This is a genomic window from Citrobacter sp. R4, assembly GCF_026719175.1.
GTDB lineage: Bacteria > Pseudomonadota > Gammaproteobacteria > Enterobacterales > Enterobacteriaceae > Citrobacter_A > Citrobacter_A sedlakii.
Window position 1 is genome coordinate 103606 of the sequence record NZ_JAPPSU010000004.1, and the last position, 25811, is coordinate 129416.

Below are 25811 nucleotides of genomic sequence, written 5' to 3' on the forward strand. Positions count from 1 at the left end.
CATCGTTTCGCCGGGAAAGGCGTAAACTTAAGAGATACCTCACACAGGAGGAATGACGATGAAACGACTCTTCATTTTGACAGCGCTACTGCCGTTTGCCTGTTTCGCACAGCCGATCAATACCATGAACAACCCGAACCAACCGGGTTATCAGATCCCCAGCCAGCAGCGGATGCAGACGCAAATGCAGTCGCAGCAGATCCAGCAGAAAGGGATGCTGAACCAACAGCTCAAAACCCAGACTCAACAACAACAGCAGCATCTGCAAACGCAGATAAACAGCAATCAGCAACGGATCCAGCAGGGCCAAATGCGTGAACAGCCGCTCCCCAACAGCGGCGGCGGGATGCTAAGCGGCGGCCAGAGCAGCAGTCAGAAGATGCTGCCCCAGCGGCAGAACGGCGATATGCTTAACCAGCAGAAGTAACGTCCGGACCGATAATATCAATGGCATCCGTACAGATGCAGTCCACGCCCCAGCGCAGCAACTCAGCGGCGCGCTGGGGTTTATTGACGGTGTACACCAGGATGCGCAGCCCGGCGTCTTTTAGACTGCTCACGCGCGCTTCATCGAGCAATTTATGATTGAGATGGATCGACACGCAGCCTAAGCGGGTGGTTAACTCGCGCCAGTCCTGGCGCCATTCGTCCAGCAACAGCCCGCGGGGCAGTTCCGGTGCCGCAACCTGCGCAGCCTCCAGCGCATCAATGTCAAACGATGAAAGCAATGGCGCGGTCATCCCCGCCCACAGCTCACGCGCGGCAAGGGCAATCACTTTTCCCGTCAGCGCCCCGGTGCCGGTGGTCGGTTTGATTTCGATATTGGCCATCATACCGTGTTGACGACAGCGGTCCGCCACATCCGCCAGCAGCGGCAGCGGTTCGCCTTTAAACTCCCCGCTGAACCAACTTCCCGCATCGACACGCAATAAATCCTGCCAGTTCAGCTCACCCGCCACGCCCCAGCCGTTGCTGGTTCGCTCGAGATTATCGTCGTGCAGCAGAAAGATTTCGCCATCTTTTGACAGCTTAGCGTCGAACTCAATCATGGTGTGTCCGAAACGGGCGCCCACGTCGATTGCTGCGAGGGTGTTTTCCGGCGCCAGTTTACCGCCGCCACGGTGGGCGACGATGCGGGGATACGGCCAGTTACTCATACACGTTGTCCTGTTTCACCGTCAAAAAGATGCAAATGATTTCCCGGTAGATGCAGCCACAGCGTGCTGCCTGCTTTCGGGCGTTGCTGATGGGTAAGGCGCACCACCAGCTTTTGCTCGCCCCAGCGTCCGTGGGCCAGATTGTCAGCCCCCAGCATCTCGAGGGTGTCCATCACCAGCGGCACGCCGCCTTCCGTCTGCGAGCTTAGCGCAATATGCTCCGGACGAATACCCAGCGTCATCTTACGCCCGGCATAACCACGGTAGTCTCCCCCAATCGGCAACGCCATGCCACTTTCCAGCTCAATATGCGTGCCCGACCTGGTGATGCGCCCGTCCAGCAGGTTCATTGCCGGACTGCCGATAAAGCTCGCCACAAAGCGGCTGGCGGGTTTTTCATACACCTCTACCGGCGTGCCAATCTGTTCGGCGATACCTCTGTTCATCACCATCACCCGCTGGGCAAGCGTCATCGCCTCAACCTGATCGTGGGTCACATACAGGGATGTCGTGTTCAGGCGACGATGCAGATGTTGCAGCTCGAGGCGCATCTGCACGCGCAGTTTGGCATCGAGGTTGGAGAGCGGCTCATCAAACAGAAACACCGCCGGATCGCGCACGATGGCACGCCCCATCGCCACGCGCTGGCGCTGGCCGCCGGAGAGTTCGCGCGGGCGGCGCTTAAGCAGGCCATCCAGTTCCAGAATGCGCGCCGCCTCTTTCACGCGTGCCTCAATATGGCTTTTACCCATCCCGCGAATTTTTAGCCCCCAGGCCATGTTCTCCTCCACGCTCATGTGCGGATAGAGAGCGTAGTTCTGGAACACCATCGCGATACCGCGATCTTTTGGCTCCATCTCGGTGACGCGCTGGCGGTCGATCCAGATATCCCCGGAGGACACGCGCTCCAGCCCCGCCACCATGCGCAGCAGTGTGGATTTTCCGCAGCCGGACGGCCCGACCATCACGATAAACTCCCCGTCCGCCACGTCGAGCGTGAGCGGCTGAATGACCTGGGTTTTGCCATCCCAGCTTTTGGTTACTGCCTGTAATTTTAAACCTGCCATCTTATTTCTCACTGTCCACTAAACCACGCACAAACGCACGCTGCATGGCTAAAACGATAACGACCGGGGGGATAAGGGTAAGCAGCATCGCCGCCATCACCTGATTCCAGAGGGTGGAGCCTTCGCCGGTGGCGATCATGCCTTTAATACCCGCCACGGTAGTGCCAAGATTAACGTCGGTGATAATCAGCAGCGGCCACAGGTACTGGTTCCAGCCGTAGATAAAGGTGATGACAAACAGCGCCGCGAGGTTGGTTTTTGACAGCGGCAGCACGATGTCGCGGAAAAAACGCATCGGCGACGCGCCGTCGATACGCGCGGCTTCAATTAATTCGTCCGGCAGGGTCATAAAGAACTGGCGGAACAGGAAAGTGGCCGTCGCCGAGGCCATCAGCGGCAACGTCAGACCTGCGTAACTGTCGAGCATCTTCAGGTTGGCGATTACCTCTACCGTGGGAAAGATACGCACTTCCACCGGCAGCATCAGGGTGATGAAAATCATCCAGAAGAACAGGTTACGCAGCGGAAAGCGGAACCAGACGATGGCGAAGGCCGAGAGCATCGACACGGTGATTTTGCCCACCGTAATACCGAATGCCATGATGAAGCTGTTGAGCATCATCAACCAGAACGGCGCGCTGTTGGCGCCCACGCCGTTGACCCAGATATTTTTCATGTTTTCAATCAAGTGTGATCCTGGGATCAGCGTCATCGGCGTGTCGAATACCGCCCGGTTATCCAGCGTCGCCGCGACAAACGCCACGTACAGTGGAAACAGGATGACGGCAATCCCCAGAACCAGCATGGTATGGCTGAAAATCTTCAGCCCGCGACGGTTCTCAATCATTGATAACGCACCTTACTTTCCACATAGCGAAACTGCACCACCGTGAGGATGATGACGAGGAACATCAGCACCACCGACTGCGCGGCGGAAGCTGACAGATCCAGCCCGGCGAAACCTTCGCGGTAAATTTTATAAATTAGCGTGGTGGTCGCCTGCACAGGCCCACCGGCGGTGGCGGCGTCGATCACCGGGAAGGTGTCGAAGAAGGCGTACACCAGGTTAACCACCAGCAGAAAGAAGCTCACCGGGGCAATCAGCGGCAACGACAGCCTGAAGAAGCGGCGCACCGGCCCCGCGCCGTCAATGGCGGCGGCTTCCACCAGCGAACGGGGAATCGACTGCAGCGCGGCGAAGAAGAACAGGAAGTTGTAACTAATTTGCTTCCAGACCGACGCAAACACCACCAGGAACATGGCCTGACCGCTATTCTGGGCGTGGTTCCAGTCATAACCGAATTCGGCCAAAAAATGCGTAATCAGCCCGCGCCCCGGGTTAAAGAGAAAGATCCACAGCACGGCGGCGACGGCGGGGGCGACGGCGTAAGGTAGCAGCATCAGCGTCTGGTACAGGCGGCTGCCGCGCACCACGTAGTCGACCAGCGCGGCGAAAAACAGCGAGGCCAAAAGGCCGCTGACGGTCACCAGCGCGCTGAATTTCACCGTCGTCCAGAAGGAATCGAGGTAGTAGCGGTCATGGAACAGTGCGACGAAGTTATCCAGCCCGACAAACTGGCTGGACAGCCCAAACGGATCGACGCTTTGCAGCGAATACCACAGCGCCTCGCCCGCAGGCCAGATAAAGAAAATAAGGGTAATTGCCAGCTGCGGCGCGACCAAAAGATAAGGCAGCCAGCGCGAGCGGAATACCGGACGAGAAGATGACATGAAAATTGGCTTTCCTGAACAGCGCCGGGCGGCGGCTTCGGCTTACCCGGCTTACACTCTTGTCGGCCCGGTAAGCTGAAGCCACCGGGCAACTCACATTACGATTTGGTCGACTGCTCGAAGCGGCGTAACAGTTGATTTCCGCGCTCTACCGCAGAATCCAGTGCCTGTTGCGGGGTTTTCTTGCCGGTCCATACGCTTTCCAGCTCTTCGTCCACAATGGTACGGATTTGCGGCATATTGCCCAGACGCAGGCCTTTGGTGAACGGTAACGGCGGCTTGTTCAGCATCTGACGCGTAGCGATATCCGCGCCCGGATTTTTGTCATAAAAACCCTGTTCGCGGGTCAGATCGTAGGCAGCTTTGGTGATCGGCAGATAGCCGGTTTTCTGATGCCATTCAGCAGCGTTTTCCGGTTTCGCCAGGAAGTCGAGGAACGTCGCCACGCCTTTGTAGGTCTCTTTGTCTTTCCCCTGCATCACCCACAGGCTCGCCCCGCCGATAATGGCGTTCTGCGGCGCGCCTTTTACGTCGGCATCGTACGGCATCATGCCCACGCCGTAGTTAAATTTGGCGTAGTGACGAATGTCTGCCAGCGAACCAGAGGAAGCGGTGGTAATGGCGCAGTCACCGTTGTAGAACTTCTCGGTGGATTCGTCTTTACGTCCGAAGTAGCTGAAATCGCCCTTCTTATTGAGTTCCTGCAACAGGGTGATGTGTTTCACCTGCTCCGGCTTGTTAAATTCCAGCACCGCGTCAGTACCGTCAAAGCCGTTGTTTTTGGTCGCCACCGGCAGACCATGCCAGGCGCTGAAGTTTTCGATCTGGATCCAGCCCTGCCAGCCGCTGGCGTAGCCGCACTTCATCCCTGCCGCTTTCAGCTTCGCAGTGTAGTCGGCCAGATCCTGCCAGGTTTTTGGTGGTTGTTCGGGGTCTAACCCGGCTTTTTGGAAGGCGTCTTTGTTGTAATACAACACCGGAGTGGAGCTGTTAAACGGCTGAGACAACAGGTGACCGGTTTTGGAATCGGTGTAGTAACCGGAGACGGTCGGCACGAACTGTGACTCATCAAAATGAATACCCGCGTCTTTGAACACCTCATAAACGGGCTTGATAGCCTTCGACGCCATCATCGTCGCCGTGCCTACTTCGTACACCTGAAGCAACGCCGGCGCGTTGCCGGTACGGAAGGCAGCGATGCCCGCGCTCAGACTCTGTTCGTAGTTGCCTTTGTACACCGGCACAATTTTGTAATCCGGATTGGCGGCATTAAAACGTTGCGCCAGAGAATCCACCTCTTTCCCCAGCTCGCCTTCCATAGAATGCCAGAACGGAATGGTGGTCACGGCCAAAGCATTTCCCACGAATGCCAGGCTTAACGCCACGCCTAACGCTGTATGTCGTAACGATGTCATTCGGTTATCTCTCTTGTTGTGCCGGATGCGCGATATCACGCGTTTTTTGTTCGCGAGTTAACATGCCATGCGCGAATGACAGAAAAATAACCGTTTATTTACAAAAAGATGACAGCCAGGCGTCAATGGGATGATGGAAATATGAAAAGTGTTATGAATAAAAGCCGGGGGCGGCTTCGCCTTACCCGGCCTGGGGAGTACGGTGTTGTCAGCCCGGATGCTGCACGCATACGGGCACGACAGGCGGTTACCCGCCGAGGTAAGCGCTGCGCACCGCCTCATTCGCCAACAGGGCGTCGCCCGTATCGGAGAGCACGACGTGACCGTTTTCCAACACGTATCCACGGTCAGCGAGCTTTAGCGCCTGGTTAGCGTTCTGTTCGACGAGGAAGATGGTCATTCCCTGCTCGCGCAGTTGCTCGATGGTGTCGAAAATCTGCTGGATGATAATAGGCGCAAGTCCCAGCGACGGTTCGTCCAGCAGCAGCAGGCGCGGCTGGCTCATCAACGCGCGGCCAATCGCCAGCATTTGCTGCTCGCCGCCAGACATGGTTCCCGCTCGCTGAATACGGCGTTCGTGCAGACGCGGAAACAGTTCATAGACCCCTTTGATGCGCTCCTGGAATTGGTCGCGCTCGGCAAAAAAACCGCCCATCGCCAGGTTCTCTTCTACCGTCATACGGGAAAAAACGCGGCGCCCTTCCGGGACAATCGCCACCGCTTCACGCATGATTTTGGCGGTTTGCCAGTCGGTAATGTCTTTGTCATCAAAAACAATCCGACCGCTGGTTGCGCGCGGGTCGCCGCACAGCGTACCGAGCAGCGTGGTTTTCCCTGCGCCGTTAGCGCCAATCAGAGTCACGATTTCCCCCTGATTGATATGCAAGCTCACCTCATGCAGCGCCTGGATTTTTCCGTAGTGGGCACTGACTTTGTCAAAGGACAACATGACTTTTTCCATCTTAGGCCTCACCAAGGTATGCGCGGATCACGTCCGGGTTATTACGAATCTGCTCCGGCGTCCCGTTCGCCAGCGGCGTGCCCTGATTCACCACGTAAATCCGGTCAGAAATCCCCATCACCAACTTCATATCGTGCTCAATCAGCAAGATGGTGGTGTTGTGATGATTGCGCAGCTCAGCGATCAGTTCGTCCAGCTCTTTCGTCTCTTTCGGGTTCAACCCCGCAGCCGGTTCGTCGAGCATCAGAATGTCCGGTTGGGTCACCATGCAACGCGCGATTTCCAGACGACGCTGATCGCCGTAAGCCAGGTTGCTGGCCTGTCGGTTGGCGTGCTCTAACAAACCGATACGCTCAAGCCAGGTGGCGGCGCGGTCCAGCGCTTCACTCTGGGCCCGGCGAAACGAGGGTGTCTTCAGCAGACCGGAAAACACGCCGGTTTTCAGCTGTTGGTGCTGCGCCACCAGCAGATTCTCGATCACCGTCATTTCACGAAACAGACGTACGTGCTGGAAAGTGCGAACTACGCCCATACGGGCAATCTGCTGGCCCGGCAGCCCTTCAAGGTGCTGATCGCGCAGCATGATCGTACCGCCGGTCGGTTTGTAAAACCCGGTCAGGCAGTTAAAGACCGTGGTTTTCCCGGCGCCGTTCGGCCCAATCAGCGAAACAATCTCCTGGGGATGCAGTTCCAGATCAACGTTGTTGACCGCCAAGAGACCACCGAAGCGCATCATCAGGCCGTTAACCGATAATAATGGCTGACTCATGCCTGCTCTCCTTTCGCTTCCCCGTTTTTCAGCTTCAACTGTGGACGGGTCATCGGCAGCAAGCCCTGCGGACGCCAGATCATCATCAGCACCATCAAACCACCCAGCATCAACATGCTGTATTCATTGAAATCACGCATCAGCTCGCGCGAAACCACCAGCAATACCGCCGCAAGGATCACCGCAAACTGCGAGCCCATCCCCCCCAATACCACAATTGCCAGCACAAATGCCGATTCGGCAAAAGTGAATGATTCCGGGCTGACAAAGCCCTGGCGCGCGGCGAAAAGCGTCCCGGCGAAACCGGCGAACGCGGCGCTGATGGTAAATGCGGTCAGTTTAATACGCGTCGGGCTCAGACCCAGCGAGCGGCAGGCGATCTCATCTTCACGCAAAGCTTCCCACGCGCGACCCAGCGGCATACGCAGCAGACGATTGATAACAAACAGGCTCAGCACCACCAGCAGTAACGCCACCAGATACAGGAAGATAACGCGATCGGACGGGTCATACTTCACACCGAAGAAATTGCTGAAGGTATCCCAGCCGCCTTCACGGGCGCTACGGCTGAACTCGAGACCAAACAGCGTCGGTTTCGGGATCTGGCTGATGCCGTTCGGTCCGCCGGTCACTTCGGTATTATTGAGTAACAGGATGCGGACGATTTCGCCAAACCCTAAGGTCACAATCGCCAGATAGTCGCCGCGCAGGCGCAGCACCGGAAAGCCGAGCAGGAAGCCGGCGGCAGCGGCCACCAGCCCCGCCAGCGGCAGGCAGGTCCAGAAACCGAGGCCGTAATAGTGGTTCAGCAACGCAAAGGTGTAAGCGCCAATTGCGTAGAAACCGCCGTAGCCCAGCACCAACAGTCCGGACAATCCCACCACTACGTTCAGTCCCAGACCGAGGATGATGTAAATCATCGTCAGGGTGGCGATATCCACCGTACCGCGCGACACCATAAACGGCCACGCGACGGCCACCACCAACAGCGCAATCAGAAACAGCTTCTGTTTAACCGTTGAGCCATCAATGGCCGGCAGAATGAACTTAGGCCCGGAAACGCTTTTCAGCCCTTTCTGGAACGCCGGACGCAGAAGCTGGAAGAAAAAAACCACTGCGGTGCCAATAAACACCCACTGCCAGCGGATGTCGGCAGCGATATCCACCACCAGCTTCGTGCCGTCAAGCTCCAGCTGAACGCCCATAAAGACGCCAGCCAGCACAAAGAACATGGCGGCAGAGAGCAGCGCCATTGCAAAATGCATCGGTTTCATACTTTCTCTACCTCCGGACGACCCAGAATACCGGTCGGCATCACCAGCAGCACCAGAATCAGCAGCGCGAACGACACCACGTCTTTATATTCCGTACTGAGATAAGCAGAAGAAAGCGCTTCGGCGACGCCGAGAATCAGGCCGCCAATCATCGCCCCCGGAATACTGCCGATCCCGCCAAGCACTGCGGCGGTGAAGGCTTTCATCCCGGCCATAAAACCGATGTAGGGGTTGATCACCCCGTAGAACTGACCGAGCAGAACACCCGCCACCGCCGCCATCGCCGCGCCGATCACGAAGGTCAACGCAATCACGCGGTCGGTATTGATCCCCAGCAGGCTGGCCATTTTCAGATCTTCGGCGCAGGCGCGGCAGGCACGTCCCATGCGGGAATAACGGATGAAAAGGGTCAATGCCAGCATGGCGAGGAAGGTGACGATCCAGATCACCAGTTGCATGGTGGTAATGCTGGCCGAAAAGTGTTCGCTGGCCCCCACAATCCACTGACCGTTAAACAGGCTTGGCAGCGCGACATCACGCGAGCCCTGGGTCAGGCTGACGTAGTTTTGCAGAAAGATGGACATCCCAATCGCGGAAATCAGCGCAATCAGGCGCTTGGAGTTGCGCACCGGCCGGTAGGCCACCCGCTCAATACTCCAGCCGTAGGCGCTGGCGATGACGATCGCCCCGACAAACCCGGCCGCCACCAGCAGCCAACTGGTATCAATACCCATCATCATTAGCGCGGCGATGATCATGAATGAGACATAGCTGCCGATCATGTAAACCTCGCCGTGGGCGAAGTTGATCATGCCAATAATGCCGTACACCATGGTGTAACCAATAGCGATCAGCGCGTAGGTACTTCCCAGCGTGACGCCGTTAAACATCTGCTGCAGAAAATAGAGGAACTGCTCGGACATAAGGTAACCTTTCTCAACCCGCCCGTTTTGCGCGGGCGGTGGGATAACTTGTCTTCAGGAATTACTTCGCGACGGTAGACGAACCGTCGGCGTGCCACTGAAAGACACCAAATTCAAATCCCTTCAGATCGCCTTTTTCATCCCATTTCAGCGGCCCAATCACGGTGTCAGCACCGTTCGCTTTTAAATCTTTCACCAGATCCAGCGGCGCTTTGCTGCCGGAACGGTCCATTGCGGTTGCCAGCGACTGCACCGCCGCATAGGTGATCCACACATAAGGACCGCTTGGATCTTTTTTGTCTGCCTTCAACGCATCGACAATCGCTTTGTTGGCTGGATCCTGGTCATAACGTTTCGGCATCGTCACCAGCATGCCTTCTGCGGCATCACCGGCGATGTTCGACAGCGACGCATTACCGACCCCTTCCGGCCCCATAAACTGGGTTTTCAGGCCAACCGAACGCGCCTGTCGCAGCATTTGTCCCATTTCCGGGTAGTACCCGCCGTAATAAACAAAGTCGATGTTCTCTTTTTGCAGACGGGCAAGCAGCGCGGAGAAATCTTTTTCGCCGGCGGTAATACCGTCGAAGAAGACAATATTGGCGTTCGCCGCTTTCAGGCCGTCCTGTACGGAGCGCGCCAGCCCTTCACCGTACTGCTGTTTGTCGTGAATGATGGCGATGCGCTGCGGCTTCACTTTCTCCAGAATGTATTTTGCCGCGGTCGGCCCTTGAGAGGAGTCCAGCCCGGCGGTACGCATGATGTGCGCATAACCGCGCTGGGTCAGCTCCGGATTCGTCGCCCCCGGGGAGATCATCAGGATGCCTTCATCCTCGTAAATATCCGATGCAGGTTGGGTAGAAGAAGAACACAGATGGCCAATCACGTACTGAATGCCGTCATTGACAATTTTGTTGGCGACCGCAACGGCCTGTTTCGGATCGCAGGCGTCGTCGTACTCTACGCCCACCAGTTTGTCGCCCTTGATACCGCCTTTGGCGTTGATGTCTTTAATGGCCTGACGCGCGCCGTTAAATTCCATATCGCCCCACTGGGCGACCGGCCCGGACATCGCGCCCACAACGGCAACCTTGATCTCATCTGCCATTGCCGCCTGCGACATCGCTAATGCAATGACGCCTGCGATAACTGTTTTCGCATTCCGTTTCATACTGAATCCCCATTCGTGACGAAGTGTACTTATTTTTTATTTGTATGCGTAAAAAGAAGACTGTGTTTTTTTTGTACTACACTGTTTTTTACCAGTCTGATTAATGGTTTAGCGCAGTGTTTTTGACAAAAACAGAGTAAAACCCCTATTTTTCAGTCTATTAAGAACAGATAATATTCTGCTTTTAACCATAGATAAACAAAAAAAAGCGCGTTTGTCAGCATAAAATAACGGGACAAAGAGCCGAATAAATCACTACCTTCCAGGGGAATATCCTGCCTGATTTTCATTCTCTGACGTTTCGCGCTAAGGTTGCGACTGACAAAAAACTAATCACCTGCCAAATGAATTAAAAAAGTGAAAGCATCCCGCTAAAAATTTTCGGTACACTGACGCTCTCTTTTGTGATTTGGACATGCTGTCGATGAAGCTGACCATCATTCGATTAGAACACTTTAGCGATCAGGATCTGATAGATCTGGGCAAAATCTGGCCGGAATATTCCGCCGCCTCGTTAAGCGTAGATGAAACGCACCGCATTTACGCCGCGCGTTTCAATGAGCGTCTGCTGGGCGCGGTACGCGTGACGCTAAGCGGAGCGCAGGGCGCGCTGGATTCCCTGCGGGTGCGTGAGATCACGCGTCGTCGCGGCGTAGGGCAGTATCTTGTGGAAGAAGTCATACGCGATAACCCTAACATCTCCTCCTGGTGGATGGCGGACGTCGGCGTGGAAGACCGCGGCGTGATGGCGGCGTTTATGCAGGCGTCGGGTTTTACCGCGCAGCAGGATGGCTGGGAGAAACGTTAAAAAGCCGGGTGGCGTCGCCATACCCGGCCTGCATATCGCTGTTCACTAAGGCCGGTTAAGCGTAAGCGTCATCCGGCATTGAGGTTTTCGGCGTTTTCCCGGACGTTCCATTCTGTAGAAAAACGACGGGAAAATTATTTGGCGTCGGTCGCCGTACCGTTAGCGTGCCAGTTAAAGACCCCGAACTCGAAACCCTTCAGATCGCCCTTCTCATCCCATGACAGCGGCCCCATAACGGTTTCGACGGTATTCCCTTTCAGGTATTTCGCGATTTCCGCCGGATCATCGGACTGGTTCAGGCCCGCCTGCAGAGACTGCAACGCGGCGTAGGTGGTCCACACAAACGCGCCGCTTGGATCCTGTTTCTTCGCTTTGATCGCGTCCACGATGGGTTTGTTCGCCGGAACCTGATCGTAGTTCTTCGGCTTGGTCACCAGCAGACCTTCCGCAGACTCACCGGCGATGTTAGACAGCGAGACGTTCGCCACCCCTTCCGGCCCCATAAACTGGGTTTTCAGACCGGCGGCACGCGCCTGGCGTAGGATCTGGCCCATTTCCGGGTGATAGCCCCCGTAATACACAAAATCGATATTCTCTTTCTTCAGACGCGCCACCAGCGTGGAGAAGTCTTTCTCTCCGGCGGTAATGCCGTCAAAGAACACCACGTTCGCGTTGCCTTTTTTCAGGCCATCCTGCACCGCGCGCGCCAGCCCTTCACCGTATTGCTGTTTGTCGTGGACGATGGCGATGCGCTGCGGCTTCACTTTTTCCAGAATGTATTTCGCGGCGGTCGGTCCCTGATCGGAATCCAGACCGGTGGTGCGCAGCACCAACTGATAGCCACGCGCGGTCAGCTCCGGCGCGGTGGCAGCCGGGGTGATCATCAGGATGCCTTCATCTTCGTAGATATCAGACGCGGGTTGAGTCGATGAGGAGCACAGGTGACCGATGACATATTTAATGCCGTCATTGATAACCTTGTTCGCCACCGCGACAGCCTGTTTCGGGTCACAGGCGTCGTCATACTTTACCGCAACCAGCTTATTTCCCTTGATGCCGCCCTTGGCATTGATATCGGCGATGGCCTGCTCCGCACCGGTAAATTCCTGGTCGCCGTACTGCGCGACCGGACCAGACATCGCGCCGACAACGGCGACTTTGATATCTTCCGCCAGCGCCGGGCTGCTCATCATTAAGGCAATACATCCTGCCAGTAACGTTTTACCCTTCATATTCATCCTGAAGCTCCCCATTATTGTGGTTTTTGCATTTGTTATGATGTTGTTTGTCAGCGCATTATTCTGTTATATGAAATAAGAAAAGCATATGATAGCTATCTTAAGGGCTGCCTTTCGCGCTTTTGCAGCACACTATGCTAAACATACCGTTATTTACTGGCGTTTGAAAAGACTAAATTACGGCGAATGTAACAAATGAGTGACAAAAAAAACCGCGTCCTTCCGGAAGACGCGGGGGAGTAAAATACCGGATTACCAGCCAGCCGGAAGGTAACCCAGCGCAGAAGCAATGGCATACACGGCGCTGCACAGGTAAAGCAATACGATGAATCCCTGAATAACAGGATGAGTAATCCATGCCGGGCAGGTCCAGCCAGGCGTTACATCGCCGCGCTGACGCGCGCCTTTCAACATGAGAATGGGCATAATCGACAGAATCACGCCGCTGAACACCCCGGCGAAATAGAGCGCATTTACAAACGACACCATACCGCTGTAGGCAAGGATAAACGGCGGCACGGCCACCACCACCAGCACCAGAAAGCGCTTCAACGGCTGCGCATCATCGCCCAGGCGAAACTGATCGAAAATATTGGTCAGAAAGCTGCCGCCCAGCCCCCAGTACGAAGTCAACATGGCGCACAGCGCAAACAGGTTCGCCGAGAAGAAAGCCCACTCTCCCAACGCGCGTCCCCATGAGATGGTCGCCACATCGGTAATGTTATCGAGGCCGTTTAACATGATGACCGACATCGGCACCAGCGCCAGCAGGCTGAAAGTAATCGCCATTCCGACCATAATCGCTTTTGGCAGTTTTTCCGGCTTATCGACAAAGCCGCGCGCCATTTCCGGCACGATGTACTGCGCGGAGAAGCAAAACGCTACCACGTTAAACACCGGCACCATGTACAGCCAGTTGCCGTCCAGCAGATAGCGTACCTGAGTAGTCTCTTTCAGCATCGTGGCGACGATCAGCACAGCGATCATGACGACCATCCCGATGCTGATAAATTTCTCCCCGCGACCAATTGCCTTCAGGCCAAGATAAAGCACGCCGGCCGCCGGAATAAAAAACAGCGCGCTGCCGAGCGCGGGCGAAATCCCCAATAACGAGTGCAACAGTTTGCCGCTACCGGTCATGTAGGCAATGAGCGCGCCGACGCTGTTGACGCAGACGGACATAAACATCATCAGCGCCCCAAACCGTCCGACGTAACGGTGCGACAAACCGCTGAGCTGTAGATGCTTGCGGGTGCGAAGGGTGGATTCTGCAACGTACAACATGGTAATGGTGGTCAGGCTGCCAACCAGCACCAGCCAGAACAACAGCGGCAGGAAACCCGCTTTGCTGGAGGCGTAAGCGATGGATAATACCCCTGCGCCGATGTTGGTGCCGACGATCATCGACACGCCCTCAACAAAGCTCAACGATTTAGCGGGTACAGCGGTACGCTCCCGACGCGTCAGCGCCGGAGAAAAGGTGGAGTTTTCAGACATAATATTTTCCGTTTTACTCCGGCGACGAGCGCCGCCGGAAAAAAGGTGATATCAGGGTGATTAACCACTCACGCTGAACGGGAACAACTCAGTTGTCGTAGAGGCTTCCCTGCCGCTGCCTGCCGGTCCGGGTGCGTCAGCCCCGTAGCGCGCGGGTCAGAATATCCAGCGCTTTAGAGAACTGCGCATCCGGGATCGTTAAGGGATAAAGAAAACGTATGACGTTGCCATATACGCCACAACTCAACAGCAGCAGGCCGTTTTCCTGCGCTTTGCGCTGGACCTCGCGGGTAAATTCGGCAGACGGTTCGCCGGTTTGCGGATCGTTAAATTCCACCGCTACCATCGAACCGAGTCCCCGAACGTCAACAATCGCCGGGCAGTGCTCGCGCGCCTGATTCAGCACTTCTTTCAGATGCTCACCCAGCTGGCTCGCCCGCTGGCACAATTGCTCTTCTTCAATGATGTCCAGCACCGCGTGCGCGGCGGCAACCGCCAGCGGATTACCGGCGTAGGTACCGCCCAGCCCACCGGGAGCAGGCGCATCCATCACCTCAGCACGCCCCACAACGCCAGAGAGCGGGAAGCCGCCCGCCAGGCTTTTCGCCATCGTCATCAGGTCGGGCTTCACGTCATAGTGCTGCATCGCAAAGACCTTGCCGGTACGGGCAAAGCCGGTCTGCACTTCATCCGCAATCAGCAGAATGCCGTGGGTATCGCAAATTTTACGCAACGCCTGCATAAAGGCCGCAGGCGCGACGTTAAAACCGCCCTCGCCCTGAATCGGCTCAATAACAATGGCAGCGACCTGATCCGCGGCGATATCGGCCTTAAAGAGGCGCTCCAGGCTTTTGATCGCGTCCTCGACGGTCACGCCATGAGCCGCGTTCGGGTACACAGCGTGATAGACCGAACCGGGGAAAGGCCCAAAACCTATTTTGTAAGGCGCCACTTTGCCGGTCAGCGCCATGGTCATGAAGGTACGTCCGTGAAACCCGCCGCCGAAGGTGATCAACCCCGGACGACCGGTATGGGCGCGGGCAATTTTGACCGCGTTTTCAACCGCTTCGGCGCCGGTGGTGAAAAACGCGGTTTTCGCCGGACCGTCGATCGGCGCAATGGCGTTGATGCGCTCCGCCAGCGTCACGTAGCTCTCGTAAGGCACAATCTGGTAGGCGGTATGGGTAAACGCCTGAAGCTGTTTTTCTACCGCCGCGACAATTTTCGGGTGGCGGTGGCCGGTGTTAAGGACGGCGATCCCGGCGGCAAAATCGATCACTTCTTTGCCTTCAATGTCCCAAATTGTGGCGTTTTCGGCCTTTTCGACAAAGTAGTCGCACATCACACCAACACCACGGGGAGTCGCCTGCTGGCGACGCTGATTCAGTTCTGAACTTTTCACCCTCGGATCTCCTGTTATGAATGTCACTTTATTGCAACAAATTCGAAACGATGACGTTTATTTACACAGGTGTTGGCCCTATAATCGAGTACCAATTCAGAATATCTGAGGGATCCAATTGCGGGCATTAGTGGGCGATCTCCTGTTGGTCAGACTCCAGCAGGAACAGGATGAATTCCTGCACAAACGGCTCTACAACGCGCTTCGCCGGGCGATTCTCGACGGTTCTTTACCGCCGCATAGCCGCTTGCCCGCATCGCGCGATCTCGCGGGCGAGCTTGGGATTTCCAGAAACACCATATTAACAACTTATGAACAATTGCTGGCGGAAGGATATGTGGTTTCCCGACGAGGAAGCGGGACATTCGTCGCACAAACCACCCCCGATACCTTTTTAACGGCGGCAGCCGGAGTGGAAAACAGTGAGACGGCCGCACAGGCATCCTCCGTTTCGCAGCGCGGCCATTTTTTGCTGCAGCACGTCAGCGCCAGCCCACGACAATGGGGAGCATTTATTCCCGGCGTTCCCGACGTCAATGCCTTTCCCCATCCACTTTTCAGTAAGTTACAGGCACGCATCAGCCGTCGACCGAAGCCGGAACGGCTGAGCTACAGCTGCAATGGCGGGACGCCGGAACTGCAACATGCGTTGGTGGATTATCTGCGCGTCGCCCGGGGTGTGCGCTGTCAGGCAGATCAAATACTTATCACGGAGGGGATCCACCAGGCTATCGACCTGGTGACGCGGATGCTGGCTGATACCGGCGACCTGGCGTGGGTGGAGGAACCCTCCTACTGGGGGATCCGCCATGTGCTGGCAATGAACGATCTACGCATTACGCCTGTCCCCGTTGATGCCAGCGGCCTCGCGCCGCCCGACAGGCCGGATGAAGCACCGCGTCTGATCTTCGTTACGCCCTCTCATCAGTACCCGCTGGGCGCGGTGATGAGTCTTGAGCGTCGTCAGCGGCTGCTGGCACTCGCCCGGCAGTACGGCAGTTGGATTGTGGAAGACGACTATGACAGCGAGTTTCGCTTTTCTGGACAACCGATCCCGGCGTTGCAGGGTCTGGTGCCGGATGCGCCAGTCGTTTATATCGGCACCTTCAGTAAAACGCTCTATCCGGGGCTTCGACTGGGTTATATGGTGCTGCCCCGCCCGCTGGCGCACGCCCTGAAAAGCGCCCATGCGGAGCTGTATCGCGGTGGGCATTCACTGATTCAGATGGCGCTGGCAGAGTTTATTAACGGCGGATATTATTCGGCGCACATCCGCCGTATGCGTTTGTTATACAGCCGCCGTCGCGCCTTTCTCACCGAGCTGATTGAACGTCACTGTGGGACGCGGGCGCTGTCGGATTTCAGCGATAATGCCGGACTGCATTTGATCCTCAACCTGCCGGATGAGGTGGATGATGTCGCCGTCGCGGCCAGCGCCAATGCGCAAAATATTCTGGTACGTCCGCTTTCGCGTTATTACCTGACCGCCCAGCGCAAGCAGGGGCTGCTGTTGGGGTTCGCCTGTCTGACGGAAGAACAGATGGTGCCAGCATTCGCCACGCTGCTGGACTGTTTGCGTGACAACTGCCCGCAGGTGCTGTTGATGAGCGCCTGAAAGCAAAACGCCCCAACCAATGTCGGGGCGTTTTTAGCTGCGCTTGCGGTGTTATGCTTCGATCGCGGCGCGCAGTTTTTTCATTGCGTTCTTTTCAAGCTGGCGGACACGTTCAGCAGACACGCCATAGCGGTCAGCCAGTTCCTGCAAGGTGGACTTGTTGTCTTCGTCCAGCCAGCGGGCGCGAATGATGTCCTGACTACGTTCGTCGAGACCTTCCATCGCGTGGGTCAGCTTATTGGCTGCCTGATCTTCCCAGTTATCCTCTTCAATGCCGTCGGCAAAGTTAGAGGTTTTATCCTGCAAATACAGGACCGGGGCCATCGGCTGGCTGTCGGACTCATCGTCCGAAGACATGTCAAAGGTCATGTCCTGCGCCGCCATGCGGGACTCCATCTCACGCACGTCTTTGCTGGACACGCCCAGCTCGCGCGCCACCATTTCAACTTCATCCTGGTTAAACCAGCCCAGGCGCTGCTTGGTTTTACGCAGGTTAAAGAACAGCTTACGCTGCGCTTTGGTGGTCGCGACTTTGACGATACGCCAGTTACGCAGAACGTATTCGTGGATCTCCGCTTTGATCCAGTGTACGGCGAAGGAGACCAGGCGCACACCCACTTCCGGGTTGAAACGGCGCACGGCTTTCATCAGGCCGATATTACCTTCCTGAATCAAATCCGCCTGCGGCAGGCCATAGCCCGCGTAGTTACGAGCAATATGAACAACAAAGCGCAGGTGAGACAGGATCAGCGTCTTAGCTGCTTCCAGATCGCCCTGGTAATGCAGCCTTTCAGCCAGTGCCCGCTCTTCGTCAGCCGATAACATCGGCCACGCGTTCGCAGCCCGGATGTAAGACTCCAGGTTACCAACAGGGGCTAAAGCTAAATTTTGCATTTCTTTGGTCATTCAAATCCTCTCAATTTTTTATCGTCTGGCACTACCTGAAAGTCATCAGCAACAACCGTGCCAGCGTTAATGAGCAACGAGATTATCATTCACTCTTTTATCAGACCGTGATTTTATCCACAAGTTCCATGCAACGTTGTGTATAAATTGCGCACAAAATGTGACATGAAGATGAAAGCGGGGAAGAGGACAACGGAGACTCTTTCCCTGCGAACGGAAATCCATTGCAGGGAAAGATTATACCACGATTTTATTAATCGGGAGTAAAGTGGCGTAAATGTTGAACCGTGGCAAGCCACGCCGCCACCCAGCCGATCATCGAGCAAACCAGCAGCAATAACAGGCATTCATCGAACGATAACCCATTGAGATCAAACTTCGTTCCGAAAACCTGCGCCACTTCTGTCACTGCCGAAGACAGCCGCATCACCAAAATTTCAGATAAAATCAGTGAAAGAAACGCGCCGGAAAAGCCGAGCAGCGCGCCGCCGTAAAGGAACGGACGGAGAATAAATCCATCCGTCGCGCCAATCAGTTTTTGCACGTTAATGGTATCGCGACGGGCAAAAATGCTCAGGCGTACGCTGTTGCCGATCACCAGGAACACCGCTGCCACCATCAGTACGCCGATCATGGCTGATACGCGGCCCACCAGACCGGTCAGCGCCGCCAGGCGGGCAAACCAGCTGTCGTCCATACGTACTTCATCGATGCCGTTAATCTGCGAGATACGATCGCGCAGGGTATTAAGCGAATCGGTGCCCTGGAAATCAAGCTTCGGCACCACCACGGCCACCGCCGGGAGCGGGTTCTCTTCCAGCATGTCCAGCGCGCCGCCAAAGCCGGACCAGTTACGGAACTCACCCAGCGCGTCTTCCCGCGACAGGTAATTCACCTTGTCCACGCCCTGCTCGGCCTGAAGCTGCGCCACCACCCCCGCCGCCGCATCGTCATCCAGCGTTTTTTGCAGATAAACAGTGATCTGTGGAGACGGATAATACTGCGTCGCCGCCTGGTTGACGTTCTTGTAGACCATATAGCAAACGCTCGGCAGCGTCAGAGAGATGGCAATGACCATCACCGTTAAAAAGGTCGCCAGCGGTTTGCTTTTCAGATCCTGTAACGCGCCCTGGAACGCGTAGCGTACCTGCTCATTGAAAACGTTGGTTTTCCGCGAGTTAGGTTTTGGCGACGGTTTCGCCCGCTTCGGGGTATTGCGGCCACCGTCGCCTGACGAACCGCCAGAGCGGCGCAGACGATCCAGACGCCCGCCGAACTGCCGGATATGATTCATCGCATCGCGCTTATTCATAAGCCACGCCTCCATGCAGGTGTCCATCGCTTAGCACCAGTTGGCGATAAGATCGGCGGGAAATCAGCCCGATGTCGTGGGTGGCCATCAGGACGGTGACCCCCACACGGTTAAATTCTTCGAACAAACGCAGGATCCCTTCCGACAACGCGTCATCCAGGTTACCGGTTGGTTCATCCGCCAACAGGACCGCCGGTTTATTGACCACCGCACGGGCGATACCCACACGCTGCTGTTCACCGCCGGAGAGTTGAATAGGGAAGTTTTTCGCTTTGTCCAGCAGCCCGACTTTATCCAGCGCCGCCGACACGCGGCGACGAATGTCGTCTCCGCTGGCACCAGCAATAATCAGTGGGATCGCCACATTGTCGTAAACGGTGCGGTCCATCAGCAGATGGTGATCCTGGAAAATCATGCCAATCTGCCGACGCAAAAACGGCACTTCACGATTCTTCAGACGGGTAATATCGTGTCCGCTGAAGATAATTTTCCCGGCGCTTGGCCGCTCAATCCCACAGATCAGCTTCAGCAGGGTACTTTTCCCCGCGCCTGAGTGGCCGGTCAGAAACGCCATCTCGCCCGGCTGCATGTGGAACGTGACGCCCTGCAGCGCTTGTCTCCCGCCGAGATAGGCCTTGCTGACATGTTCAAAGCGAATCATTGTTAATCCTCTCGGGCAAAAAGTGCCTCAATAAAATCGTCCGCCTTAAACGGACGCAAATCCTCGATACGTTCGCCCACACCAATGTAGCGGATAGGAATGCCAAACTGGTCGGCCACCGAGAAGATCACCCCGCCTTTCGCCGTGCCGTCCAGCTTGGTCAGGGTGATCCCGGTTAACCCCACGGCTTCATGGAACAGTTTGGCCTGGCTTACCGCATTCTGCCCGGTGCTGGCGTCGATAGTCAGCATAACCTCATGCGGCGCGTCCTCGTCCAGTTTCTTCATCACGCGAACGATTTTTTTCAACTCTTCCATCAGATGCGATTTGTTTTGCAGACGCCCCGCGGTGTCGGCGATCAACACATCAATGTTACGCGCCTTCGCCGCCTGAATAGCGTCAAAGATGACGGAAGCAGAGTCCGCGCCAGTATGCTGGGCAATCACCGGAATATTATTACGCTGGCCCCAGACCTGAAGCTGTTCCACCGCTGCGGCGCGGAATGTGTCGCCTGCCGCCAGCATCACCGATTTGCCCTGCTGCTCGAACTGACGCGCCAGCTTGCCGATGGTGGTGGTTTTACCGACGCCATTGACGCCCACCATCAAAATCACAAACGGCGTTTTGCCTTCCACGTTCAGCGGTTCATCGACCTTCGCCAGAATCTCGCCCATCTCATCTTTTAACAGACCGTACAGCGCTTCCGCATCACGCAGTTGCTTGCGGCTGGCGCCTTCGGTCAGGTTGGTGATGATTTTACGCGTCGTTTCCACGCCCACGTCGGCGATCAGCAATTGTTCTTCCAGCTCTTCAAACAAATCATCGTCGATTTTCTTCCCGCGGAACAGACTGATAAATCCGGAACCGAGGTTTTCTTTTGTTTTCAGAAGGCTGCGCTTAAGACGGGCAAAGAAACCCTCTTTGGTCGGTTTCTCCTGCTCCTGCGCAATCTCTTCAACCGGCGCGTCTTCTTCCGCTACCGGCACCACCAGCACCGCTTCTTCTGCGGCTTCTGCCGCCAGCGCCTGCGCTTCCCGCTCTTCATCGCTCAGCGGCGGCACGTTCTGCGCCTCTTCTTCTACCGCGTCAACGATCTCAACGGTTTCGGCTTCCGCCTGCCACTCTTCCGGAGAGATTTCTTCAGCGTTTACCTCTTCCGGCAGCGGCAGTTCTTCACGTGCGGCGACCGCAAGCGGTTCCACTTCCGGTTGTGGCTCGTCTGCCACGGCGGGCGGTTCAGGCTCAACCAACTGCGGCTTTTCGCTCTCCTGAACCTGTTCGGTGACCTCAACCACCTCTTGTGCAAAGTGGTCTGTCTCTTCTTTGCTGTGCGCAGGGGATTCTGCTTCTACGTCAGCTGCCGTTTCAACAGGCGTGTCTGCCTGTCGTTGTTCCTCGACAACCTGCTGTTCTTCGGTTTTTTGTTCTTGTTCCTGCTCTTTTTCACCAAAGCCCAGCCAGGAAAAGAAGCCACGTTTTTTCTGTTTTGCCATCTGCGGTTACACTCCTCGCGGCTCTATATACATGGAAGCTAAAAAAATGATGAAATAGTCTATCACTTAACTTAATTTACATCACCGCCTGGAAAGACCGAATTAGGGCGGTTTGAGCAGCAGAAATGAAAAAACCGAATCACTCTGGCAGTGGCCAGATCCGCATTATTGGCGGGCAATGGCGCGGCCGCAAACTTCCGGTACCGGACAGCCCCGGCCTGCGTCCCACCACCGATCGCGTGCGCGAGACGCTGTTTAACTGGCTGGCGCCGGTAATGGTCGACGCCCGTTGTCTCGACTGTTTCGCCGGAAGCGGCGCGCTGGGGCTGGAGGCGCTGTCGCGTTACGCGGCGTCTGCTACCCTGCTGGAAATGGATCGGGCCGTCGCGCAGCAGTTACAAAAGAATTTAGCGACGCTGAAGGCAGGCAACGCAAACGTCGTAAACACGAACACACTGGCATTTCTGGCGCAGACCGGTACGCCGCACAGCGTCGTGTTTGTCGACCCGCCGTTTCGCAAGGGTCTGCTGGAAGAGACCTTACGCCTGCTGGAAAATCACGGCTGGCTGACTGACGAGGCGTATATTTACGTGGAAAGCGAAGTGGAAAACGGTCTGCCGCCGGTGCCCAATAACTGGTCGCTGTATCGCGAGAAGGTTGCCGGACAGGTTGCCTATCGCTTGTATCAACGCGAAGCACAAGGAGAAAACGATGCTGATTAATATTGGACGTTTACTGATGCTCTGCGTCTGGGCTTTTTTACTCTGGAATCTGGTGCAACCGTTTCCGCGCCCGCTCAATATTTTTGTTAACGTCGCGCTGGTGTTTATGGCGCTGATGCACGGTATGCAACTGGCGCTACTGAAATCGACCCTGCCAAAAGACGGGCCGCAGATGAGCAATGGGGAAAAAGTGCGTATTTTCCTGTTCGGCGTGTTTGAACTGTTGGTATGGCAGAAGAAGTTTAACGTCAAAAAATGAGGCTGACAGCCGGATGGCATTTAATCCGGCCTGTGAACCACAAATTCGACAAACCGCGTTCCCTTAAAACTCAGCGTGCCTTTGTCGCCTACCGTCAGCGCGTGGTACTGCTGCGCGTCCAGGCGGAAGGTTTTTTCCTGTCCGCCGCGTAGCGGCTTAAAGCTCGCTTCGTATCGCATACTGGCGCCTGCGGGGGTGACCTGCTGCTGACGCGAGCGGCGGTCATTGAGCGGCTTTTCCCGCTTGTTGCTGACCATCATTGGCGCCTGTTGCAGGGGCGCAGCCTCGTTATCGGCTTTTTCCCGCCGCTGCTGCATAAAACGAAACGAGGCGGCAATGAGAATTAACACAATGATTAAAATAAAAAAGAGCGGTGGCTTACTCATACCCTTAACCCATCAGAAAATGCGGAAATCAGCATACCCTGACCGTTATAGTGTTGTCATCCGCCCTTACCCGCCTCTAAACTGAAGAGTAAGACCGTAAGCATACCGCTTACGAAAAAATAACGAATTCAAGGAACTAAGATGCTTTGGTCGTTTATCGCTGTCTGCCTTTCCGCATGGCTGTTTGTGGATGCTTCTTACCGTGGCCCCGCCTGGCAACGTTGGGTCTTTAAACCTGTCACGCTGCTTCTCCTGCTGCTGCTCGCCTGGCAAGCGCCGATGTTTGACGCTATCAGTTATCTGGTGCTGGCGGGTCTCTGTGCGTCGCTGTTAGGCGATGCGTTAACGCTCTTGCCACGTCAGCGTCTGCTGTACGCGATTGGCGCGTTTTTCCTTTCGCATCTGCTGTACACCATCTATTTCGCCAGCCAGATGACGCTTTCATTCTTCTGGCCATTGCCGTTAGCGCTCCTGGTACTGGGCGCGCTGCTCGTCGCGGTAATCTGGTCGCGTCTTGAGGAGCTGCGCTGGCCGGTATGCACCTTCGTCGCCATGACGCTGGTCATGGTCTGGCTGGCCGGTGAACTGTGGTTTTTCCGTCCCACCGCGCCCGCGCTGTCGGCGTTTATGGGGGCGGCGCTGCTGTTCATGGGTAACATTGTCTGGCTGGGCAGTCATTACCGCCGCCGCTTTCGTGCCGACAACGCTATCGCTGCGGCCTGCTACTTCGCCGGGCATTTCCTGATCGTCCGCTCACTTTATCTCTGATAGTGCTTGACTCTGGAGTCGACTCCAGAGTGTATCCTCCGGTTAATGAGAAAATTATCATCAACCGGAGGATGCCATGTCGACACCCGATACTGATGGCAAAAAAGCCCCACAATTTTCATCCTTCACACTCGCCCCGGCGCCGCAGAAAGCCGATGCCTGCTGCTGCGACGGCGCCTGCGACTCGCCGGAAACCGTCGCTGAAACGGTAAAAGGGGCCCGTTATAGCTGGAAAATCACCGGTATGGACTGCGCCGCCTGCGCCCGCAAAGTTGAGAACGCGGTGCGCCAGATAAGCGGCGTGAATCAGGTTCAGGTGCTGTTTGCTACCGAAAAGCTGGTGGTCGACAGCGACGGCGATCTGCGTTCACAAATCGCGCGGGCAGTGCAAAATGCGGGCTATACCCTGCAAGACGAGCAGGCCAACGCCGCCGCGCCCGAATCGCGCGTCAAAGAGAATCTGCCGCTACTGACCCTGATTGTGATGATGGCGGTCAGTTGGGGGCTGGAACAGTTCAACCCTCCGTTCGGACAACTGGCGTTTATCGCCACCACGCTGGTCGGGTTGTACCCCATCGCCCGCCAGGCGCTGCGCCTGATGAAATCCGGCAGTTGGTTTGCCATTGAAACGCTGATGAGTGTCGCCGCCATCGGCGCGCTGTTTATTGGCGCCACAGCGGAAGCGGCAATGGTGCTGCTGCTGTTCCTGATTGGCGAGCGGTTAGAGGGATGGGCCGCCAGTCGCGCCCGCAAAGGGGTCAGCGCGCTGATGGCGCTAAAACCAGAGGTGGCAATCCGCCTGCGCGACGGCGTGCGCGAAGAGGTCGCCATCAACACCTTGCAACCGGGCGATGTGATTGAAGTCGCCGCCGGAGGACGCCTGCCCGCCGACGGAAAACTGTTGTCTGCGTTCGCCAGCTTTGACGAAAGCGCCCTGACCGGCGAGTCGATCCCGGTTGAACGCGCCAGCGGCGACAAAGTCCCGGCGGGGGCGACCAGCGTGGATCGTCTTGTCACGCTGGAGGTACTGTCGGAAGCGGGTGCCAGCGCCATAGATCGCATCCTGAAGCTGATTGAAGAAGCGGAAGAACGGCGCGCGCCCATCGAACGCTTTATCGACCGCTTCAGCCGGATTTACACGCCCGCCATCATGGTCGTCGCCCTGCTGGTGACGCTCGTTCCGCCGCTGCTGTTTGCCGGTAGCTGGCAGGAGTGGATTTATAAGGGACTGACGCTGTTACTGATTGGCTGTCCGTGCGCGCTGGTGATTTCCACCCCGGCGGCGATTACCTCCGGGCTGGCGGCGGCGGCGCGTCGCGGGGCGCTGATCAAAGGCGGCGCGGCGCTGGAACAGCTAGGACGTGTCACGCAGGTCGCGTTTGATAAAACCGGGACGCTGACCGTAGGCAAGCCGCGCGTGACGGCAATTCATCCTGCCACGGGTATCAGCGAGACTGAGCTGCTGGCGCTGGCGGCAGCGGTGGAGCAAGGCGCGACGCACCCGCTGGCGCAGGCGATTGTACGTGAAGCGCAACAGCGGGCGCTTACCCTCCCCGCCGCCGACGGACAGCGCGCGCTGGTCGGTTCCGGCATTGAGGCTCGGGTCAACGGTGAGCGCGTCCTGATTAGCGCCGCCGGGAAACAGCCTGACGAGGCGTTTGCTGCGCGCATTAATCAGCTTGAACGTTCAGGTCAGACGGTCGTATTAGTGCGGCGAAATGACATCGTGCTCGGCGTTATCGCCCTCCAGGATACGCTACGGGACGATGCCCGTACCGCCATAAGCGCACTGAACGCGCTGGGGGTTAAAGGCGTCATCCTCACCGGCGACAACCCACGCGCGGCGGCGGCCATCGCGGAGACGTTGGGACTGGATTACAAAGCGGGACTCCTGCCGGAAGACAAAGTCCAGGCGGTCAGCGCGCTGAATCAGCAGTCGCCGCTGGCGATGGTGGGCGACGGCATTAACGACGCTCCCGCGATGAAAGCCGCCGCCATCGGGATTGCGATGGGCAGCGGTACCGATGTGGCGCTGGAAACAGCAGACGCTGCGCTAACCCACAATCGTCTGACCGGACTCGTGCAAATGGTGACGCTGGCGCGGGCGACGCACGCCAATATTCGCCAGAACATCGCCATTGCGCTGGGGCTGAAGGGGATCTTCCTCATCACCACCCTGCTCGGCATGACCGGGCTGTGGCTGGCGGTGCTGGCGGATACCGGCGCGACGGTACTGGTGACGGCTAACGCGCTGCGACTGTTGCGTCGTCGGTAAA

Annotated in this window: 25 protein-coding genes; 7 read left to right on the top strand and 18 right to left on the bottom strand. The window is 56.6% G+C overall.

The window, feature by feature from the left end; all coding sequences use genetic code 11:
- Nucleotides 1-58 precede the first annotated feature (58 nt).
- Entirely contained in the window at nt 59-427 is a 369-nt protein-coding gene (locus OOJ60_RS11150) for a DUF2756 family protein (protein ID WP_042286487.1), read from the top strand.
- Here OOJ60_RS11150 and ugpQ read toward each other — a convergent pair.
- The 10 genes from ugpQ to livK form a co-directional block, all read right to left on the bottom strand.
- Entirely contained in the window at nt 411-1157 is a 747-nt protein-coding gene (gene ugpQ / locus OOJ60_RS11155) for a glycerophosphodiester phosphodiesterase (protein ID WP_199957535.1), read from the bottom strand. The genes OOJ60_RS11150 and ugpQ overlap by 17 nt on opposite strands.
- On the bottom strand, nt 1154-2224 hold the full coding sequence (locus tag OOJ60_RS11160) for a sn-glycerol-3-phosphate import ATP-binding protein UgpC (RefSeq protein WP_205612562.1): 1071 nt from the start codon (nt 2222-2224) through the stop codon (nt 1154-1156). The genes ugpQ and OOJ60_RS11160 overlap by 4 nt, the downstream gene beginning before the upstream one ends.
- Before the next feature lies 1 nt (nt 2225).
- Entirely contained in the window at nt 2226-3071 is an 846-nt protein-coding gene (ugpE, locus tag OOJ60_RS11165) for a sn-glycerol-3-phosphate ABC transporter permease UgpE (protein ID WP_205612563.1), read from the bottom strand.
- Nucleotides 3068-3955 (bottom strand): sn-glycerol-3-phosphate ABC transporter permease UgpA, encoded by an 888-nt coding sequence (gene ugpA, locus OOJ60_RS11170; RefSeq protein WP_042286499.1) that lies wholly within the window; start codon nt 3953-3955, stop codon nt 3068-3070. The genes ugpE and ugpA overlap by 4 nt, the downstream gene beginning before the upstream one ends.
- A 98-nt stretch (nt 3956-4053) precedes the next feature.
- Entirely contained in the window at nt 4054-5370 is a 1317-nt protein-coding gene (gene ugpB, locus OOJ60_RS11175; protein WP_205612564.1) for a sn-glycerol-3-phosphate ABC transporter substrate-binding protein UgpB, read from the bottom strand.
- A 247-nt stretch (nt 5371-5617) separates the two neighbouring features.
- Nucleotides 5618-6331: a high-affinity branched-chain amino acid ABC transporter ATP-binding protein LivF gene (gene livF, locus OOJ60_RS11180; RefSeq protein WP_181822401.1), complete on the bottom strand. Its 714-nt coding sequence runs from the start codon at nt 6329-6331 to the stop codon at nt 5618-5620.
- 1 nt (nt 6332) lies between these two features.
- On the bottom strand, nt 6333-7100 hold the full coding sequence (gene livG / locus OOJ60_RS11185) for a high-affinity branched-chain amino acid ABC transporter ATP-binding protein LivG (RefSeq protein ID WP_042286506.1): 768 nt from the start codon (nt 7098-7100) through the stop codon (nt 6333-6335).
- Nucleotides 7097-8374: a branched chain amino acid ABC transporter permease LivM gene (gene livM / locus OOJ60_RS11190; RefSeq protein ID WP_181822400.1), complete on the bottom strand. Its 1278-nt coding sequence runs from the start codon at nt 8372-8374 to the stop codon at nt 7097-7099. The genes livG and livM overlap by 4 nt, the downstream gene beginning before the upstream one ends.
- Complete coding sequence (livH, locus tag OOJ60_RS11195) at nt 8371-9297, bottom strand: high-affinity branched-chain amino acid ABC transporter permease LivH (protein WP_042286511.1); 927 nt, start codon at nt 9295-9297, stop codon at nt 8371-8373. Before livH ends, livM begins: the two co-directional genes overlap by 4 nt.
- 61 nt (nt 9298-9358) lie before the next feature.
- Entirely contained in the window at nt 9359-10468 is a 1110-nt protein-coding gene (gene livK / locus OOJ60_RS11200; protein ID WP_042286514.1) for a high-affinity branched-chain amino acid ABC transporter substrate-binding protein LivK, read from the bottom strand.
- A 424-nt stretch (nt 10469-10892) separates the two neighbouring features.
- Here livK and panM point away from each other — a divergent pair, with 424 nt between their 5' ends.
- Nucleotides 10893-11276: an aspartate 1-decarboxylase autocleavage activator PanM gene (gene panM, locus OOJ60_RS11205; protein ID WP_205612647.1), complete on the top strand. Its 384-nt coding sequence runs from the start codon at nt 10893-10895 to the stop codon at nt 11274-11276.
- A 134-nt stretch (nt 11277-11410) separates the two neighbouring features.
- Here panM and livJ read toward each other — a convergent pair whose 3' ends face one another.
- The 3 genes from livJ to OOJ60_RS11220 all read right to left on the bottom strand — a co-directional run bounded on the left by livJ (nt 11411) and on the right by OOJ60_RS11220 (nt 15413).
- Nucleotides 11411-12514, bottom strand: coding sequence for a branched chain amino acid ABC transporter substrate-binding protein LivJ (livJ, locus tag OOJ60_RS11210; protein WP_120714933.1), 1104 nt, complete (start codon nt 12512-12514; stop codon nt 11411-11413).
- 252 nt (nt 12515-12766) lie between these two features.
- Nucleotides 12767-14011: an aromatic amino acid transport family protein gene (locus tag OOJ60_RS11215; RefSeq protein ID WP_042286519.1), complete on the bottom strand. Its 1245-nt coding sequence runs from the start codon at nt 14009-14011 to the stop codon at nt 12767-12769.
- Nucleotides 14012-14147: 136 nt separating this feature from the next.
- Complete coding sequence (locus OOJ60_RS11220) at nt 14148-15413, bottom strand: 4-aminobutyrate--2-oxoglutarate transaminase (protein WP_042286522.1); 1266 nt, start codon at nt 15411-15413, stop codon at nt 14148-14150.
- Between the two features lie 118 nt (nt 15414-15531).
- Between OOJ60_RS11220 and pdxR the strand changes: the two genes are divergently transcribed.
- Nucleotides 15532-17028 carry a MocR-like pyridoxine biosynthesis transcription factor PdxR gene (gene pdxR / locus OOJ60_RS11225; protein ID WP_205612565.1) on the top strand — a complete coding sequence of 499 codons (1497 nt, stop codon included), beginning with the start codon at nt 15532-15534 and terminating at the stop codon, nt 17026-17028.
- A 51-nt stretch (nt 17029-17079) separates the two neighbouring features.
- On the opposite strand, the gene rpoH is transcribed toward pdxR, so the two are convergent.
- From rpoH to ftsY, 4 genes are all read right to left on the bottom strand, one after another.
- The gene (rpoH, locus tag OOJ60_RS11230; protein ID WP_042286526.1) at nt 17080-17934 is read right to left on the bottom strand and encodes an RNA polymerase sigma factor RpoH; all 855 of its coding nucleotides are present in this window, start codon (nt 17932-17934) and stop codon (nt 17080-17082) included.
- A gap of 253 nt (nt 17935-18187) precedes the next feature.
- A complete protein-coding gene (ftsX, locus tag OOJ60_RS11235) occupies nt 18188-19246 on the bottom strand; it encodes a permease-like cell division protein FtsX (RefSeq protein ID WP_181822397.1) in 1059 nt (352 codons plus the stop codon).
- Nucleotides 19239-19907: a cell division ATP-binding protein FtsE gene (gene ftsE, locus OOJ60_RS11240; protein WP_012908291.1), complete on the bottom strand. Its 669-nt coding sequence runs from the start codon at nt 19905-19907 to the stop codon at nt 19239-19241. The genes ftsX and ftsE overlap by 8 nt, the downstream gene beginning before the upstream one ends.
- A 2-nt stretch (nt 19908-19909) precedes the next feature.
- Nucleotides 19910-21400, bottom strand: coding sequence for a signal recognition particle-docking protein FtsY (ftsY, locus tag OOJ60_RS11245; protein WP_205612566.1), 1491 nt, complete (start codon nt 21398-21400; stop codon nt 19910-19912).
- Between the two features lie 125 nt (nt 21401-21525).
- Here ftsY and rsmD point away from each other — a divergent pair, with 125 nt between their 5' ends.
- Together rsmD and OOJ60_RS11255 are read left to right on the top strand one after the other, a co-directional pair.
- A complete protein-coding gene (gene rsmD / locus OOJ60_RS11250) occupies nt 21526-22122 on the top strand; it encodes a 16S rRNA (guanine(966)-N(2))-methyltransferase (protein ID WP_205612567.1) in 597 nt (198 codons plus the stop codon).
- A complete protein-coding gene (locus OOJ60_RS11255; RefSeq protein WP_042286536.1) occupies nt 22112-22381 on the top strand; it encodes a DUF1145 family protein in 270 nt (89 codons plus the stop codon). Before rsmD ends, OOJ60_RS11255 begins: the two co-directional genes overlap by 11 nt.
- Nucleotides 22382-22401: 20 nt before the next feature.
- Here the strand turns inward: OOJ60_RS11255 and OOJ60_RS11260 are convergent, their stop codons facing one another.
- The gene (locus OOJ60_RS11260; RefSeq protein ID WP_042286539.1) at nt 22402-22767 is read right to left on the bottom strand and encodes a DUF2500 domain-containing protein; all 366 of its coding nucleotides are present in this window, start codon (nt 22765-22767) and stop codon (nt 22402-22404) included.
- Between the two features lie 141 nt (nt 22768-22908).
- On the opposite strand from OOJ60_RS11260, the gene OOJ60_RS11265 reads away from it, so the two are divergent.
- Nucleotides 22909-23535, top strand: a complete 627-nt coding sequence (locus OOJ60_RS11265; RefSeq protein ID WP_205612568.1) for a lysoplasmalogenase — start codon at nt 22909-22911, stop codon at nt 23533-23535.
- 76 nt (nt 23536-23611) lie between these two features.
- Nucleotides 23612-25810 (top strand): Zn(II)/Cd(II)/Pb(II) translocating P-type ATPase ZntA, encoded by a 2199-nt coding sequence (zntA, locus tag OOJ60_RS11270; RefSeq protein WP_205612569.1) that lies wholly within the window; start codon nt 23612-23614, stop codon nt 25808-25810.
- Nucleotide 25811 lies beyond the last annotated feature (1 nt).